Raw genomic sequence first — 16,409 nt, forward strand, 5'->3', positions numbered from 1 at the left:
GCAGTAAAATCCAGGGCAAAACAGCGCACAAGCTGCCTGAATTTAGCCTCTGTGATTTTAGAACGGCTGTAGTATCTATTTTTATTAACCATTTCAGGAAGTTATCACACTTTAATTAGTGCTTTGCTTCCTAAGACCCATGATTTATTTTCAGTTGTTTGCCGTTGCTCTGTCAATTTTGGCGGTATGAAAATGGCTTGGGTTGGCCAACTTGATGAAGAAAGCCAACAAATTTTACCCGTAGCAGTCTACGGGAATGGTATTGATTATGTTGATGGCTTAATCGTATCAGCAGACGCAAGTCTACCAGAGGGGCTCGGGCCGACAGGCAGTGCATTAAGATGTAATCAAACGATCATTGTTAACGACTTTTCAAACGACCCTATTACATCGATATGGCATGAAAAAGCCAAGGCATTTGGATGGGGCTCATGTATCTCTATCCCAATTCAGCGTAATCAAAAACCGTTTGCTGTTCTCAATGTGTACCATGAAAATATTAATGCTTTTGATGACGAAGCAATTGCTTTGCTACAAGAAATGGCTGGAGACATCAGCTTTGCGCTAGACAATTTTGACAGAGAGGCTAAACAACACAAACTTGCTTTAGCGCTTGATCACGCGCACAAACACATTAGCCAAATCATCAACCTTAGTCCGGCTGTTATTTACACGCTAAAAGCAAATAACAATGATGGTTTTACTATTGATTTCATTAGTGAGAACGTCTATAAAATGACAGGCTATCCAAAAGAAAAATGGGTGGAGCACGACTTTTGGATGAACCATATTTACGCTGAAGACATGCCAAAAGTTTTAGTCGCTCAAGAGAGCTTATTCGAAACTGGCACATTAAATCATCATTATCGATTTAATCATGCTAATGGTGACTATATATGGATTGAGGATCAGGTCATGCTGATTCGTGATGACAATGGAAAACCTGTAGAAATCATCGGTGCATGGCTTGATATTACAGAACGGCTAAATGCTGAAGAAAAATTACGCATTAATGCTAAGGTTTTTGAATCCAGCCGTGAAGGTATACTCATTACTAATGGTGGAAATGAAATTATCTCAGTCAACAGAGCGTTTACGACGATTACAGGCTACGAGTCTGATGATGTGATTGGAAAAACGCCTGATATTCTTATTTCAGGCAATACAAACCCCATTTTCAATGATGCAATGTGGGAAAACATTAGTAGATTTGGTTATTGGCAAGGTGAAGTTGCCAGCCGTAGAAAAAATGGTGAGCTTTACCCTCAATGGCTTTCAATCAGCACCATTAAAAACATACATGGAAAAGTTACTCAGCATATATGCATTATCACAGACATTTCAGAACGTAAAGTAGCGGAAGAACGTATACAGTTCTTAAGTAACTTTGACCCATTGACCAACCTACCTAATAGAACGCTACTAAACGATAGAACGACACTTGCTTTAGCCTCAGCTAAACGTTCAAAAAGTACCGTCGCATTAATGTACCTTGATCTTGACCGCTTCAAATTTATTAACGAGTCATTAGGTCCAACTGCTGGTGACCATGTATTGAAAGAACTAGCCGAGCGCTTGTTGGTGAGCTTGTACCCAGGTGATACTGTATGCCGCCAAGGTGGCGATGAGTTTATTATTTTACTGCCGAATACCGACGCAGAAGGTGCTGCACATGTCGCTAAAAAACTGCTGGAAATCATTGCACAACCCTTTAGTTTCAATGGTCAAAGGATCGTTTTAACGACTAGCATAGGGATTGCAGCTTATCCTCAAGATGGGCATAACTTTGAACAGTTAACACAATCTGCAGATGCTGCACTTTACCGCGCTAAACATGAGGGGCGTAATAATTTTCAATTTTTTGCACGCCAAATGCATGAACAAGCCAATGATGTTTTACAACTAGAAAATGAGCTACGCAATGCAATAGAGCATCAAGAGTTTTTGTTACATTACCAACCGCAATACGACACTAAAACATCAAAAATTATTGGTTTAGAAGCATTAATACGCTGGCAACATCCACAAAAAGGTTTAGTTTCACCGGCTTTATTTATCCCGATTGCTGAAGAGAGTGGCCTTATTACTGAAATAGGTGATTGGGTATTACGTACAGCAGTGCAGCAACTCGCCGCTTGGCAAGGCGCCGGCTTAAAAGCCGTACCTGTGGCGGTCAATTTATCGGTTGTTCAGTTCCATCAAGATACGCTCTACAGTAGTGTTTGCCAAATTCTAAGAGATACCAAAGTCAACCCTAATATGCTTGAGCTTGAGCTCACTGAAGGGATCGCAATGGAAGACTCTGAACGCACACTCAATGTACTAAACCAATTAAACGCGCTAGGAGTCAGACTTTCTATTGATGATTTTGGTACAGGCTACTCCTCACTCAGTTACTTGAAAAAATTCAAGATTGATAAACTCAAAATAGATCAATCTTTTGTGAGAGGCTTAGGTAGCCATCCTCAGGATGCAGCCATTATTACCGCGATTATCAGCATGGCAAAAAGCTTGGGCTTTAAAACCATTGCAGAAGGTGTTGAGACACAAGAGCAATTAAACTTTTTAATTCAACATGAATGCGATGAAATCCAAGGATACTATTTTAGCAAACCGCTACCAAGTGAGGAAGTTGCTAAACTTCTCACTGAATAAAAGACTACATCAACTTACCCTTATTCATTACACCACGCATTAATTACACCACGCATGAACATTGATTTAATTTTAACTTTTCTGGCACTTGGTACTTTTGTTGGTTTTGCAGCAGGCCTATTAGGGATTGGCGGTGGTGGCGTACTAGTGCCGATGCTAACCGCCATATTCTTAAGCCAAAACATCCCAGTCGATCAAGTTGTACATTTAGCACTTGGCACGTCTATGGCTTGTATCATGGTAACTTCATTATCTAGCCTACGTGCGCACCATGCGAATGGGGCTGTGGTTTGGCCATTAGTAAAATTAATGGTGTTAGGCGTAGTGTTAGGTACGTTTACAGCCACTTTTATTGCCGCGATGATTAGCTCAAAAGCGCTAGCAATATTTTTTGCTTGTTTTATGGGTTACGTCGCTATACAGATGCTCCATCATGCTAAAAAAAGCAAACATCAAAACAATCAATCCAGCACTCACCAGAATATCAACCGAGTTGAGCTCATGCTCGCGTCAATCGGCATAGGCTCCATTTCAGCGATTGTTTCCATCGGTGGCGGCTCCATTACGGTACCCTATCTTACTTGGCGCAACATTGACATCAAAAAAGCCATCGGTACGTCAGCTGCTATTGGCTTTCCATTATCAATGGCAGGTAGCTTTGGCTACTTATTAAGCGGCTGGTCGCATACGCCATCTATTCCATATACCTATGGTTTTATTAATTTACCTGCCGTGTTGGTTATTTCAATCACCAGCTTTTTTGCTGCGCCACTCGGGGCGAACCTGACACAAAAACTCCCAGTAGCTACGCTTAAAAAGATATTTGCATTACTGCTCACACTATTAAGTCTAAAAATGCTTTGGAACTTGCAATTATTGCCTTGCTGCAATTTTTAACGTCAATCTACCCGCATGTTTTGACATATAATCTAGTCTCACATAATCGCTTTTGTTAACGTTTTCATGCGCAATCACTTTGACGTCATTATTATTGGTGCGGGGCCTAGCGGCTTATCAGCAGCAGCACGGGCATCTGAACAAAAGCTGTCTTATCTCGTTTTAGAAGCCACAGAAGCAGCAGCCAATACAATTCGCAATTATCAACGCCGCAAACTGGTCATGGCGGAGCCTCGCGGCTTACCGTTAAGAAGCCCTCTACCCTTTGCTGCCTCACTTCGTGAATCTGTATTAGATGCTTGGGAAAGCTTGATTGAAAAATATCAAATTAATATACGATACCAAGCAAAAGTGGTTGCAATCTCGCGTGAAGGTGGCCCAGATAGTAAAACTGAACCTTTAAAAGTAGAGTTAAGTGATGGTGACGCATTCACTGCGGATAACGTGATATTAGCCATTGGTGTGCAAGGTAATTTGCGTAAACTGGAAATCCCTGGCGGTGACTTACCTCAAATTCAGTATCAACTAGATGATCCAGAAGCCTACCAAAATGAAACTATTGTTGTCGTTGGTGGTGGTGATACGGGAGTTGAAAATGCGCTGGCTTTAACTGGCCGCAATCAGGTGATTGTCTTAAACCGTGCGGAAGACTTTAGCAATTGTAAGGAAAGCAACCTTACTCAACTCACTGAAGCAAGACAAAGAGGCGCTTTAGATTGGTTGTTAGAAACCCGTCCGCAATCTGTTGAGCAAAACAGCAAAGGTGAGTTTCCAATTACCTTATTTGCTGACACGCCCAAAGGCGTTGAGCGTATTCCATGTCATCGGATTATTGCACGTCTTGGTGCACTTCCTTCTAGGCCTTTACTTGAAAGCTTCGGCGTTGCTTTTCCTACTGCAGACTTAGCCGCCCTGCCAGTGCTTTCATCTCGCTACGAATCTAACGTACCTGGCTTATATATTATTGGGGCCCTTGCGGGTTACCCTCTGATCAAACAAGGGATTAACCAAGGTTATGAAGTCATTGAGCATATTCTAGGCAACCCAGTTGAAGCGGCAGATACCGCATTACTGAGAGAAAAATTTGCTAGTTTTTGTTCTGACCGCGGCATTGAAGACGTGCTTGATAAAATCCAGCGTAGCGTTCCATTATTACGCTTACTCAACTCGCTACAACTGAGAGAGCTGATTCTAGAAAGTAATATTCTATTACCCGCACCAGGCGACATCATCTTTGAGCGTAACGACTACAGCACCTCGTTCTTTTTTGTCGTTGAAGGTGAGCTGGAAATGCTCATCGATGAAGATGACATCCCAGATGATACGTTTAAAAGCGGCGAGTTCTTTGGTGAAATGGGCTTGTTGTCGGGCCGCCGCAGAATTGCCACAGTAAGAGCTAAAACACAATGCGCACTCATTGAAACACCTCGTCGCGTCATATTAAAGCTCATCAATTCAGTGCAAGCCATGCGCAGAACACTGGATGAAGTGGCCATTAAACGTATTGTGCATGCATGTATTGGCCTAACTTTAAGTGAAGATGACCTCAATGACTTAGCATCACATGCTGTTATTAAACAATATGCTGCGGGTGAAGAGTTGTTTCATGAAGGCGACGAAGCTGATGGGCTTTACCTCATCAGGCGGGGCTCCGTCACGGTTTCACGCATGATGACAGGTCGAGAAGTTGTTTTATTCTATGTGGCCGCAGGCAACTACGTTGGTGAAATGTCATTAATTTCTGGCGAGCCTCGCTATGCAACAGTACGTGCAGCCATTGCGACTGAAGCCATTTTAATTGATGTGGCACGCATGCAAGGCATTATTGCGCGTAATCCTGAAGTGCGCGCATCACTAGATGCACGTTACTTACAACATTTGCAAGAGCAGGAAAAAAGACAGCAATTAGAAACCTCAGCTGAAGGTGGCAGTAGTTTTTCTAATCAAACCACGCAATCCAGCCTAATTTCATTTTTAATACAACAAGGCGTAGGTGAAGCAACAGACGTTTTATTGATTGATGAATCATTATGTGTACGTTGTAATCACTGCGAGCAAGCTTGTGCAGATACGCACGGCGGCGCAACACGACTAGATCGCGATACGGGCCCCATATATGCCAACATTCGCGTACCTACGTCTTGCCGTCATTGTGAGCATCCGCACTGCATGAAAGATTGTCCGCCTGACGCAATCCATCGCGCACCACATGGCGAAGTTTACATTGATGATAGCTGCATTGGTTGCGGCAACTGCCAACAAAATTGCCCATACGATGTGATTCAAATGGCGGTCATTCAAGATCAACCTGAGCAAAGCTTATGGCAAATGCTCTTGGGTATTCAACCTAAACAAGTTGCTTCAACTAACAATACAAAAGTAGCCGTTAAATGTGACATGTGTAAAGACATTGCCGATGGACCAGTATGTGTTCGTGCGTGCCCAGTTGGTGCTGCCTTGCGGGTAAATCCTGAAGAGCTTTTAGGCTATGCAAGCAACAATGCCGCTAATAGCGCTGATGAACACAACCTATTAGGGTTAGATGATGCATAAAGGAAATATTTAATGCAACAAAGCAATATGTTCGACTATAAAAACTATCGCTATTTCAAAATAGCCGTCGTTATTATATTAATTGCATTCGCTGCTTTTTTGTTTTTCGAGCCTGCCGTTGGTCATTACGGAGGCAGTTGGCTTGGCTATACGTTAGGGTCAATATCAGCACTCATGGTGCTATGGATGACTTGGTATGGCATCAGAAAACGTCGCTATCGTGGCACAGGCGCAACACAAGGCTGGCTATCAGCACATATTTACTTAGGCACAGCCCTCACCGTTTTTGTCACATTACATAGCGGCTTTCATTTTGGGCTTAATATCCATACCCTTGCCTATGCGTTACTGTTGATTGTTGTCATCAGTGGGTTCTTTGGCAACTACACCTACATGATTTACCCACGTAAAATGACAGAAAACATGGGTGAAGATAGCCTAGACGGCCTACTGTTAAGAATCGCTGAAGCAGATAAACTCGCACGTAAAATTGCCGTTCTTATGCCAGATGAGATCAACAATGTCGTATTACGCGCATGTCGAGAAACTTCCATTGGCTTAAGTTTAATTGACCAATTAAGCGGTTTTCAACCAAACTGCCCTTCTGCAAAAGCGGTACAAGAGCTCACAATACTCGGTCAAAATTTAGCTGTAGATCAACGCAAACTCTATCGCGAGCTATATTCAATCATGGTACGGCGTGAGTCTTTGGTAAAGCGCGCACGACAAGACCTCATGTACCGTGCAAGACTTGGTATTTGGCTATACTTACATGTGCCATTTACAGTAGGCTTATTAATAGCGATGCTCGCGCACATTATTGCCGTCTTTGTTTATTGGTAATTACAAGCCTAAATATTACAAGTTTAAAATATGTGTTATAAAACTTCACAATGCACAACAACACTGTATATCGAATGCATTTGAAATAAAAAAAATAACAATGCCAAACAAAGCAAAAACAAAAGCAAAAAAATGAATAGAACTTTTTATGATTAATTGTTTGTTAATTAAAATTACCACTAACTCACGGGGACTTCCTGCCCGTAGCTACCGCACGCTCAACGCCACAGAGCTAATGATTGGCCGTAGTGCGGAGTGCAACATTCATCTGTCTGACCCTCGCATCGCTATGCATCATGCAGTCATTAAAGAGCTAGATGATGGTCATGTTTACGTTGTCAGTCTAAATGGTGAAATTGAAGTCGATGGTGCAATGTTGCAAAACATTAAGCTCACGCCAGGCAAACAAATCATGATTGGTCCATATCAACTCAATGTTGAACCTGCGCCTCCTGATGTTAATTTATCGGTCTCATTAACCCTTGTTCAACCGTTGCCTGATGACTATCAAGACCTTAAAGCGCGTACGCATGAGCCCTTACCAAATGCCTTTAAGTTCAAATGGCGTTTATCAATGTGGTTAATTGCAATTATCTCACTAGTATTCTTGGTATTGCCTTTAGCCCAAAATCTAATACCACAATTGCAAACATCCATGTCAGAGCTACCATTCGGCTTTGACCGCGTATGGAGTACTGGTCGCATTTCCACGGCTCATCGTCATTTTGGCTCTCAATGTTTTAATTGCCATCAAGCACCACTTAAAAAGGTATCAGACAAAGCCTGTGTAAACTGTCATCAAGATACCGCACCTCACATTGCTGATCCAGAACTACAAAAGCGGTCATTAAAAGCTGCCCACCGTTTTATTGGCAGTATGCGCTGTGCAGAGTGCCACCAAGAGCACAAGGCTCCGCACCCACTTGCACGCCAAGACAATAACATGTGCATTAAATGTCACGGCGCAATCAAGACCATCGATCCAGAAACAAAATTACCCAACATCCGTGATTTTGAGAAACAACACCCTGATTTTAAATTGAGCTTTAAGACAGGGCCTAGTGATAAAGACATTGAGCGCATTCCTCAATCGGACCAATCAAAACTCATTGAAAAATCAGGTTTGAAATTCCCACATAGTCAACATATAGGGAAAGTACAAGGACCTAATGGCATTTGGGATGTGCGCGAGCTGTCATGTACCAGCTGCCATCAAGCTGAAGGTAAAGAAATGCGTTTTAAAGCGCTCTCTTTCAGAAAAAACTGTAGCACTTGCCATACAAGTGAGCTTCAAATTGGCCCTAAAGATAACAAGTTAACCTTACCGCATGGTGATGAACAAAACATGTTTAACGCTTTAAAACTATATGCACCTAAAGAGTTTGATCGTTACTCAGACCAGCTCAAAAACAACGGTTGCGCTTATTGCCACGAAATACAACCTGCAAAAGCAGGAGACAAATTACCTTGGCAGGTGATGCCATTGTGGCTTAACAATGATTGGTTGACGAAAGCTCAGTTCAACCATGCCGCACACCACACACAACAGTGCACTTCTTGCCATAAAGTAGAAACATCCGAAAGCAGTGCTGATGTGGCAATCCCTAATCGGCAATCATGCTTGCTCTGTCACTCTGGCAATACGCAAAAGCATAAGCGCATTGCAAGTAGTTGCATGTCTTGCCACACCTTCCACAACGCACATCAAGGTTATGATCTCATCACTGGCGCCAAGGTAGACACTAAAGATATAGACATATTAAACACATTACCCGCAGCGACTGAAAAATAATAGTTGTTAATATTCAATAAAATTCAAACATATCACCCTGAAATAATATGACCGTTAAAAAAGTAGATGTACTCTTAGTAGGCAGTGGCGTGATGAGCACCACGTTAGCCACTTTATTCAATGAGCTTGATCAATCTATGAGCATGATGATGGTAGAACGCCTACCCTCAATTGCTGCCGAAAGTACAGATGCATGGAATAACGCAGGCACTGGGCATGCAGGTTACTGTGAGTTAAATTACACGCCTGTCGATAATGCTGGCAACGTCAATATTAGTCGCGCCTTGGCAATCAATGCTTCTTTTGAAGTATCTTTACAGTTATGGGCCAGCTTGGTCGAAAAAAATGCACTCCCAGCACCCACCAAATTTATCAATAAAACACCACACCTAAGCTTTGTCTGGGGCGAAGACAATGTTGAATTCTTACGTAAACGCTATCACTTACTTAAAGCACATCCATTATTTAAAGATATGGAATTCTCTGATGAGATTACACAGCTAACAAAGTGGATGCCACTAATCATGGCGCAGCGAGATACCAATGAAAAGGTAGCTGCAACGCGCGTAAGTTATGGCACAGATGTTGATTTTGGGGCGCTAACGCGTGAGCTGATTAACCATGTAAGCCATTCAGAAAACTTCACGTTAAATGTAAGTACTGAAGTGACGAGCCTTAAAAAACTGGATAATGGTCATTGGCAGGTCAATATTAAAGACCTTAACACCAAAAAACACACTAAAATTGAAGCGGGTTTTGTTTTCTTAGGCGCAGGTGGCGGCGCATTAAAACTACTCCAAAAATCAGGCATCCCAGAAAGCCAAGGTTATGGTGGTTTCCCTGTGAGCGGTCAATGGTTGGTTTGCAACAATCCCGAAGTCGTTAAACAGCACAACAGCAAAGTCTACGGAAAAGCTGCAATTGGCGCGCCACCTATGTCGGTTCCTCACTTAGATACGCGCATTATCAATGGTAAGCCAGCATTATTATTTGGCCCATACGCAGGATTCACCACCAAATTTCTGAAAAAAGGCTCTTACTTAGATTTATTTAAGTCCGTTAAGCCTAGCAATCTAAAATCTTTATTAGGTGCAGGTCGCCACAACATGGATCTAACGCGCTATCTAATTGGTGAAGCATTGCAAAAGCACTCGTCACGCGTCACCACCTTGCGAGAATTTTATCCACTAGCAACTGATGCTGACTGGCATTTAGAAAACGCAGGGAAACGCGTACAAATTATTAAGCAATGTGATGAAAAAGGCGGAAAATTAGAGTTTGGTACAGAAATTGTTGCCGCAAAAGATGGCAGCATTGCCGCATTACTGGGAGCATCCCCTGGTGCATCAGTTTCGGTTCAAGCAATGATCAACGTCATTGAGCGTTGCTTTCCAGACAAACTTAAGACAGAACATAAATCAGAAATTTGGCACAGTAGACTTAAATCACTCATACCTAGCTACGGAGAGTCACTGATAGATGATAGTCAATTACTAGAGCAAGTGCGGAGCCGCACCTTACAAGTGTTGAATTTACGATAATTAGGCAAATCTAATTGATAGGAAAGTATTGTAAAACCACCACCCTATCAGTTGAACCACTGAACCATAGTTACAGATAGATGGTAAACAATGGTTAAATAATAAGAGTTAAATAAAAGGTATCGGCATACGTACTTGAAATCAGCACAAAACTAGATTTTCAATTTTATTTATTCAAACACAGCTTGTAGTCGAGCAAGTGCATCATCAACTACCACTTGTGGTGCACGTTCAATTTTCTTTGCTGCGCGTGTGTTTAAATCAACAGAACGGATCATATTAACCAGCACAACACCCTGGGTGTTCATACCTGTACCAGTAAGCGATACTGCGAATCCAGCGTAGCGCGAGAAATCACCACCCTGAGTTATCGGGGCGATAATTGCCGTACCAAGTTTATTCATTTCAGCAGTTGATAACACCAGTGCAGGACGAAAGTCTCCTTGAGTCTCGCGACCAACAGTCGGGTTCAAACAAACTCGCACTACGTCTCCACGTTCAAAACTTGCCATTAAAGAATCTCTGCGCCTACTGGAGATGAAACCTCCCATGACGACATATCAAGCGGAGCCAGCACATTCTCATCACATTGAGCTAAAAGATCGGCTAACTTATATTTAGGCTTTGCTACATGAAACGCTTTTGGGTCTACCTCAACTGCATCACCAATTGATGCTCCAATTTGAGTCAACATTGTAGCTGGCAACCTAATAGCGGCACTATTTCCCCACTTTTGTATATTTAATTTCATTTACGCCTCCATCAATGTATCTTCATTGTATATACAATTAATTACTAAATCAAATAATACGAATATCCTATTACCTAATATAAACGAAGCTATACAGCTAAACTTCTTTGACGCCTTACTTCATATAGGCAAATACCACTCGCTACACTCACGTTCAAACTCTCTACCGAGCCAAACATAGGAATCGTCATCAGCGCATCACAAGTTTCAGCCGTCAAACGGCGCATGCCGTCACCTTCTGCACCTAAAACAATCGCAATTGGGCCACTAAGCTTTGTGTTTAACAATGTACTTGGCGCATCCATCGTCGTGCCAACCACAAACACCCCAGCCTCTTTTAACTCGCGTATCGTTCTTGCTAAGTTTGTCACAGCAATAAACGGTACGGTTTCCGCCGCACCACAAGCTACTTTACGTACAGTCGCATTAAGTCCAGCCGCTCTATCTTTAGGTGCAATCACCGCATGTACGCCCATCGCGTCAGCGACACGTAAACAAGCGCCTAGGTTATGCGGGTCTTCTACGCCATCCAAAATCAAAAAGAACGCTGGCTCAGTTAAATCTGACTCTAAAATATCATGAATATCTTTGTACGGAATAGGCGTATCCACCACGCGCGCAATCACACCTTGGTGTCGACCATTCATGCCTGCCATGCCATCTAAGCGGCTACGCTCAACCTGCATCGTACGTACGCCTGATATCTCTGCCATATTAAGCAAATCTTTCATACGTGCATCAACACGGTCACGGTCAATTAAAATCTCTTGCACACTAGCACTGTGCTGGCGTAAGCGGCTTAATACCGCATGAAAGCCAAATAGAATACGTGCGTCACTCATTTTTTTACCTTACGTTTTGTGGTTACTTTACTTGTGGTTGCTTTACTGGCCACTTTTTTGGGTTTACTGGTTTTAGTTTTATTTTTTGTTTCAGATGTACCTTTATTAGGTACAGCTTTGTTGGGTCCAGCTTTAGACGTACTCACAGGTTTATCACCAAAGCTAGCATGTGACCCACGTTTTGGCTTTTTGCCAAACGGTTCGCCAAACTTCACATTATCTGCTTTTGTACTTTGCGCACCTACCCCTTCAAATTTAGGGCTGGATTTTACAGCAGATTGATCTTTAATACTTGATTTATTGGCACCTAGCGATTTTGTTGAATTAACTTTAGATTCATCAGCTAACTCATTGCTTTTATTTGCTAAAGTAAAGTCAATCTTGGTTGTTTCTAGATCAACTCGCACTAATTTAACCGTTAATCGATCACCAAGACGGTAACGCACACCAGTACGTTCACCAGCCATCTCATGACGTGCTTTGTCGTATATAAAGTAGTCGTTTCCTAACTCAGTCACGTGTAACAAACCTTCAACATACACGCCATCTAATGCTACAAATAGGCCAAAACTAGTCACGCCAGCCACGGTGCCTTCAAATACTTCACCAATTTTATCCTGCATGTAAAAACATTTAAGCCAATTGGTCACATCGCGCGTTGCATCATCCGCACGGCGCTCAGTCATCGAGCACTGCTCGCCTAAGCTATTCCAATCGCCAGCTTTGTAACGCTCACCATTGAGTACCGCCTTAATAGCACGATGAATCAATAAATCAGGATAACGACGAATCGGCGAAGTAAAGTGCGCATAAGCCTCATAAGCTAAACCAAAGTGGCCAACATTATCTGGGCTATACACAGCTTGCTGCATTGAGCGCAGTAGCACTGTTTGCAATAGCTGAGCATCTGGGCGATCTTTAATACGCGCGAGTAGCTTGCCATAATCTTTAGCGTGCGGTGAATCACCACCACCCACCCCAAAGCCAAACTCACCCATAAAAGTACGCAAAAGCTCTAATTTTTCAGGGGTTGGGCCTTCGTGTATACGATACAAGGCAGGATGTTCATGTTTTTTAAGAAACTCAGCTGCACAGACGTTTGCGGCAAGCATACACTCTTCAATCAACTTATGCGCTTCATTACGCGTACTTGGCTCAATGCGCTCAATTTTACCTTGATCATTAAAGATCATGATGGTTTCAGAGGACTCAAACTCAATCGCGCCACGCTTTTCACGTTGCGCTTGTGATAACTGATACACACTGTATAAATGTTGTAAATGCGGTACTAACCAAGCATATTCTTGCGCTAACTCCCCTTCTGGGTTTTGTAGTATTTCAAATACTTGGTTATAAGTCATCCGTGCTTTTGAGCGCATGACCGACGGGTAAAACTTATACTGTTTTACAATACCCGCACCATCCAACTGCATATCACAAATCATGCATAGTCGTTCAACATCAGGATTAAGTGAGCATAATCCATTCGATAACGCTTCTGGCAACATCGGGATCACTCGTCGAGGGAAATAAACCGAGTTACCTCGCTCTAGCGCACCTTTATCTAATGCGTCATGTGGCTTCACATAGAAGCTCACATCAGCAATCGCCACCACTAAACGCCAGCCTTTACCCTGCGGCTCTGCATACACAGCATCATCAAAGTCACGCGCTGTTTCACCATCAATCGTAATTAATGGCATTTCACGGCAATCAATACGGCCTTTGTAATCTTCAGGCTGTACTAGCTTAGGGTAAGACTCTGCCAAACTTACTGCCTCAGCGGTAAACTGATGAGGCAGATTATGTTTACGCAAAGCAATTTCAATTTCCATCCCACTATCGGCATAGTTACCCAAAATCTCAACCACTTTACCCATCGGCTGTGCGTGTGATGAAGGCTGCTCAGTGAGTTCTACCATCACCACTTGGCCTGGCTTAGCTTGCATGTCCAAATGATACGGAATCAAGATATCCAGATTAATGCGTTTGTCTTCTGCAGCCACAATCGTCACACCCGCTGTGCGGATGACGCGTCCAACCAAGCGCTGTGTTCTACGTTCCAGCACTTCTACAATCTTACCCTCAGGGCGGCCTCTTCTATCTAAGCCACTCATGCGCACCATGGCACGGTCACCGTGCATCACTTGAGACATCTCTTTAGGGCTTAAAAACAAGTCCTCACTCTTCGTTTTATCATCTGGAATCAAGAAACCAAAACCATCAGGATGCCCTTGGATAACGCCTGCAATTAAATCAAGCTTATCTGCAATACAAAGTGCACCCTTTCTATTTTTAATCACCTGGCCTTCTCGCTCCATGGCATTGAGACGCCTGTTAAAAACCTCTCGCTCTTCATCACTAATATCTAGCAGCAAATACAACTGCTCAATACTTAGTGGCACGCCTTGATCACTCATCGTGGTGAGAATCAGCTCACGGCTAGGTAGCGGTGTTTCATAGCGGCTTGCTTCACGCGCTGCATGAGGGTCATTACTTCTTTTATTCTTATGATTGTTTTTATGGTTTGTCATTGACAAAGCTTACCTTTTATATAAAATTCAACGCCTTGATTTGCTAAACTTTATTGTAGCAAATGCCCAGATGGCGGAATTGGTAGACGCGCTAGTTTCAGGTACTAGTATCGAAAGATGTGGAGGTTCGAGTCCTCTTTTGGGCACCATCATGTTATGCGACTACAAATTAACTGTCGATTTTGCAATCAAATGATTGCATTGAAGTTACATTGTAACGCTAACAATGGTGATTAGGTATGCCATATCAATGCGTGACCTCAATAAAGGTGCAAAAAATTAAATCAATCACGCTTCGATGGTGTATTTATTTAACTGTAGACGGAATGAGAGCCTTGTTGCAATTGAAGTTGCTTTAGTTTCCCAGACGACACATTTGCCAACAAAGCAACCGCCTGAGCTCTTCGCCCAATATTCAACTTCTGAAAGATTCTTTTAAGGTGACTTTTTACTGTATTTTGACTAATACTTAATATCATGCCAATTTCTTGATTAGTTTTCCCAGCTTTAATCCAACTAATTACTTCTATCTCACGGTCACTTAAGGTTGATAAGCTAAGCGTACTATCAGTAGCGTCAACTATGTCATACTGTAATGGTTTAATCTTTCTTAAAACATGGTCTATGTGTGGCATGATGAAATCCATCATTTGCGTTTCCATTTCCAGCGCATGTTCTTTACTAAAAAATATGTACAAACACTCATCACCCGTTCTTTCATCCTTCATGCCATACACAAGCAATGAGTTGATCTCAACAAGTTGTTCAGGAAATATTGACTTTATGTTGCGACACATTTCAGTGTGCTCTAATCCGTCAATAACAAAACAAGCACTCCGACAAGCCACCCACATTTCATACAGATCGTTTAAAAATTGGTTCGTCTTCTCAGTAGTGTCAATGATCACGCTAGTCGACAACCCTTTTAAATTAGAGGCTGCGTCATAATGTAACTGCCCATCCTGTTGCTGTTTAAAATCACCCCAAACAGCTAGTAACATATCATGTGGAATAAGCTCAGCAATACTATTTTGTAGCCACACAAAATAATCTAAATGCGTTTTAATCTGGTATGAGCGCTCGATAATAGCGCCAGCGGTATTCAAATATTGATTTGTAGATTCTTTTTTCATCTCATTGCACCTAGTCATGAACGTTCTTGCTCATGCCTTAATACGTGCAAATTAGATGCCAAATTTAATACCATTTAAAATCAATGGGTTGTAGTTAACCTGTAATTAAACATAGGGGTTATTGTTATCGCTCCAACTGTAGTGTCAAAATTACAACACATTAAAAATACTAAGCAACCACACAACTTTAGAGCTATAGGTGTTTAAAATGTGGCGCTATGCTTGCAAAGCATAAATCGCAGGTAAGTTTCGCCACCATCCATAAACATCCATGCCATAGCCAAAAACATATTGGTTTGGCACTTCAAGGCCAACAAAATCTGCTTTTATTGGTTTTTCATGATCGAGCTTTTTTTCTATCAGCACGGCGGTCAGCACTTTAGTAGCCCCCAAGGCCATACACTTATCATGGATCTCTTTTAATGTAATACCTTCATCAAGAATATCATCCAACAACAAAACCGTACGCCCTGTTAAATCTAATTTGGGTAAAGCTTTCCAATCCAACATCTTCCCTACCGTGTTATTTTGATATCTACTCGCATGTACATAATCTAACTCTAATGGAAAATGTAACTGCGTTAGTAACTGACCAGAAAACACGACACCTCCACCCATCACACAAATCACAACAGGTGACGATGCCTCCAGTGAGTTAGTAATTTCAGCCGCTATCTTTGTAATAGCACGAACGACTGCTTCTGGTTGGTGGATGATATATGATTGCTCAAGGAGCTGTTGGGGAGGCAAAGTGTTCAATTATTGAAGTCCATTAAATATTTAAAAAATAGGGTAATTTTCTCTCAGTGATTATTGAACCACCAGCACTCAGATTGACTAAGCACTCATGCACTTGCAACGTCGTAGT

12 protein-coding genes, 1 tRNA gene and 1 pseudogene are annotated in these 16,409 nt (G+C 42.2%); 7 read left to right on the forward strand and 7 right to left on the reverse strand.

Features of this window, described 5'->3' with window-relative positions:
* Positions 1 to 92: pseudogene (locus Q7U33_RS03825) on the reverse strand (IS1595 family transposase); the annotation flags it as partial.
* A gap of 31 nt (positions 93 to 123) precedes the next feature.
* Here Q7U33_RS03825 and Q7U33_RS03830 point away from each other — a divergent pair.
* From Q7U33_RS03830 to mqo, 6 genes are all read left to right on the forward strand, one after another.
* Positions 124 to 2,655 (forward strand): EAL domain-containing protein, encoded by a 2,532-nt coding sequence (locus Q7U33_RS03830; protein WP_304858273.1) that lies wholly within the window; start codon positions 124 to 126, stop codon positions 2,653 to 2,655.
* A 54-nt stretch (positions 2,656 to 2,709) separates the two neighbouring features.
* Positions 2,710 to 3,552 carry a sulfite exporter TauE/SafE family protein gene (locus Q7U33_RS03835; protein WP_304858274.1) on the forward strand — a complete coding sequence of 281 codons (843 nt, stop codon included), beginning with the start codon at positions 2,710 to 2,712 and terminating at the stop codon, positions 3,550 to 3,552.
* Between the two features lie 66 nt (positions 3,553 to 3,618).
* A complete protein-coding gene (locus tag Q7U33_RS03840; RefSeq protein WP_304858275.1) occupies positions 3,619 to 6,105 on the forward strand; it encodes an FAD-dependent oxidoreductase in 2,487 nt (828 codons plus the stop codon).
* A 12-nt stretch (positions 6,106 to 6,117) separates the two neighbouring features.
* Complete coding sequence (locus Q7U33_RS03845) at positions 6,118 to 6,948, forward strand: hypothetical protein (protein WP_304858276.1); 831 nt, start codon at positions 6,118 to 6,120, stop codon at positions 6,946 to 6,948.
* A gap of 148 nt (positions 6,949 to 7,096) precedes the next feature.
* Positions 7,097 to 8,740 carry a cytochrome c3 family protein gene (locus tag Q7U33_RS03850; RefSeq protein ID WP_304858277.1) on the forward strand — a complete coding sequence of 548 codons (1,644 nt, stop codon included), beginning with the start codon at positions 7,097 to 7,099 and terminating at the stop codon, positions 8,738 to 8,740.
* A gap of 47 nt (positions 8,741 to 8,787) precedes the next feature.
* Complete coding sequence (gene mqo / locus Q7U33_RS03855; protein ID WP_304858278.1) at positions 8,788 to 10,281, forward strand: malate dehydrogenase (quinone); 1,494 nt, start codon at positions 8,788 to 8,790, stop codon at positions 10,279 to 10,281.
* A gap of 170 nt (positions 10,282 to 10,451) precedes the next feature.
* On the opposite strand, the gene Q7U33_RS03860 is transcribed toward mqo, so the two are convergent.
* The 4 genes from Q7U33_RS03860 to rnr all read right to left on the reverse strand — a co-directional run bounded on the left by Q7U33_RS03860 (position 10,452) and on the right by rnr (position 14,408).
* Positions 10,452 to 10,793, reverse strand: coding sequence for a type II toxin-antitoxin system ChpB family toxin (locus Q7U33_RS03860; protein ID WP_304858279.1), 342 nt, complete (start codon positions 10,791 to 10,793; stop codon positions 10,452 to 10,454).
* Entirely contained in the window at positions 10,793 to 11,032 is a 240-nt protein-coding gene (locus Q7U33_RS03865; RefSeq protein ID WP_304858280.1) for an AbrB/MazE/SpoVT family DNA-binding domain-containing protein, read from the reverse strand. Before Q7U33_RS03865 ends, Q7U33_RS03860 begins: the two co-directional genes overlap by 1 nt.
* Before the next feature lie 89 nt (positions 11,033 to 11,121).
* The gene (gene rlmB, locus Q7U33_RS03870) at positions 11,122 to 11,874 is read right to left on the reverse strand and encodes a 23S rRNA (guanosine(2251)-2'-O)-methyltransferase RlmB (protein ID WP_304858281.1); all 753 of its coding nucleotides are present in this window, start codon (positions 11,872 to 11,874) and stop codon (positions 11,122 to 11,124) included.
* A complete protein-coding gene (rnr, locus tag Q7U33_RS03875) occupies positions 11,871 to 14,408 on the reverse strand; it encodes a ribonuclease R (RefSeq protein WP_304858282.1) in 2,538 nt (845 codons plus the stop codon). Before rnr ends, rlmB begins: the two co-directional genes overlap by 4 nt.
* A gap of 64 nt (positions 14,409 to 14,472) precedes the next feature.
* Between rnr and Q7U33_RS03880 the strand changes: the two genes are divergently transcribed.
* Positions 14,473 to 14,557, forward strand: a tRNA-Leu gene (locus Q7U33_RS03880).
* Between the two features lie 162 nt (positions 14,558 to 14,719).
* On the opposite strand, the gene epsA is transcribed toward Q7U33_RS03880, so the two are convergent.
* Positions 14,720 to 15,541: an XrtB/PEP-CTERM-associated transcriptional regulator EpsA gene (gene epsA / locus Q7U33_RS03885; protein ID WP_304858283.1), complete on the reverse strand. Its 822-nt coding sequence runs from the start codon at positions 15,539 to 15,541 to the stop codon at positions 14,720 to 14,722.
* A gap of 216 nt (positions 15,542 to 15,757) precedes the next feature.
* A complete protein-coding gene (locus Q7U33_RS03890) occupies positions 15,758 to 16,300 on the reverse strand; it encodes a hypoxanthine-guanine phosphoribosyltransferase (RefSeq protein ID WP_304858284.1) in 543 nt (180 codons plus the stop codon).
* Between the last annotated feature and the right edge of the window lie 109 nt (positions 16,301 to 16,409).

Origin of the sequence: Methylotenera sp. (assembly GCF_030653755.1) — a bacterium.
GTDB lineage: Bacteria > Pseudomonadota > Gammaproteobacteria > Burkholderiales > Methylophilaceae > Methylotenera.

What these genes read in the sequence shown, in the direction of transcription:
- Q7U33_RS03850 (WP_304858277.1), top strand. Translation starts at nt 7,097, where the DNA reads ATGATTAATTGTTTGTTAATTAAAATTACCACTAACTCACGGGGACTT.
- rlmB (WP_304858281.1), bottom strand. Translation starts at nt 11,874, where the DNA reads ATGAGTGACGCACGTATTCTATTTGGCTTTCATGCGGTATTAAGCCGC.
- mqo (WP_304858278.1), top strand. Translation starts at nt 8,788, where the DNA reads ATGACCGTTAAAAAAGTAGATGTACTCTTAGTAGGCAGTGGCGTGATG.
- epsA (WP_304858283.1), bottom strand. Translation starts at nt 15,541, where the DNA reads ATGAAAAAAGAATCTACAAATCAATATTTGAATACCGCTGGCGCTATT.
- Q7U33_RS03840 (WP_304858275.1), top strand. Translation starts at nt 3,619, where the DNA reads ATGCGCAATCACTTTGACGTCATTATTATTGGTGCGGGGCCTAGCGGC.
- Q7U33_RS03835 (WP_304858274.1), top strand. Translation starts at nt 2,710, where the DNA reads ATGAACATTGATTTAATTTTAACTTTTCTGGCACTTGGTACTTTTGTT.
- Q7U33_RS03845 (WP_304858276.1), top strand. Translation starts at nt 6,118, where the DNA reads ATGCAACAAAGCAATATGTTCGACTATAAAAACTATCGCTATTTCAAA.
- Q7U33_RS03865 (WP_304858280.1), bottom strand. Translation starts at nt 11,032, where the DNA reads ATGAAATTAAATATACAAAAGTGGGGAAATAGTGCCGCTATTAGGTTG.
- rnr (WP_304858282.1), bottom strand. Translation starts at nt 14,408, where the DNA reads ATGACAAACCATAAAAACAATCATAAGAATAAAAGAAGTAATGACCCT.
- Q7U33_RS03860 (WP_304858279.1), bottom strand. Translation starts at nt 10,793, where the DNA reads ATGGCAAGTTTTGAACGTGGAGACGTAGTGCGAGTTTGTTTGAACCCG.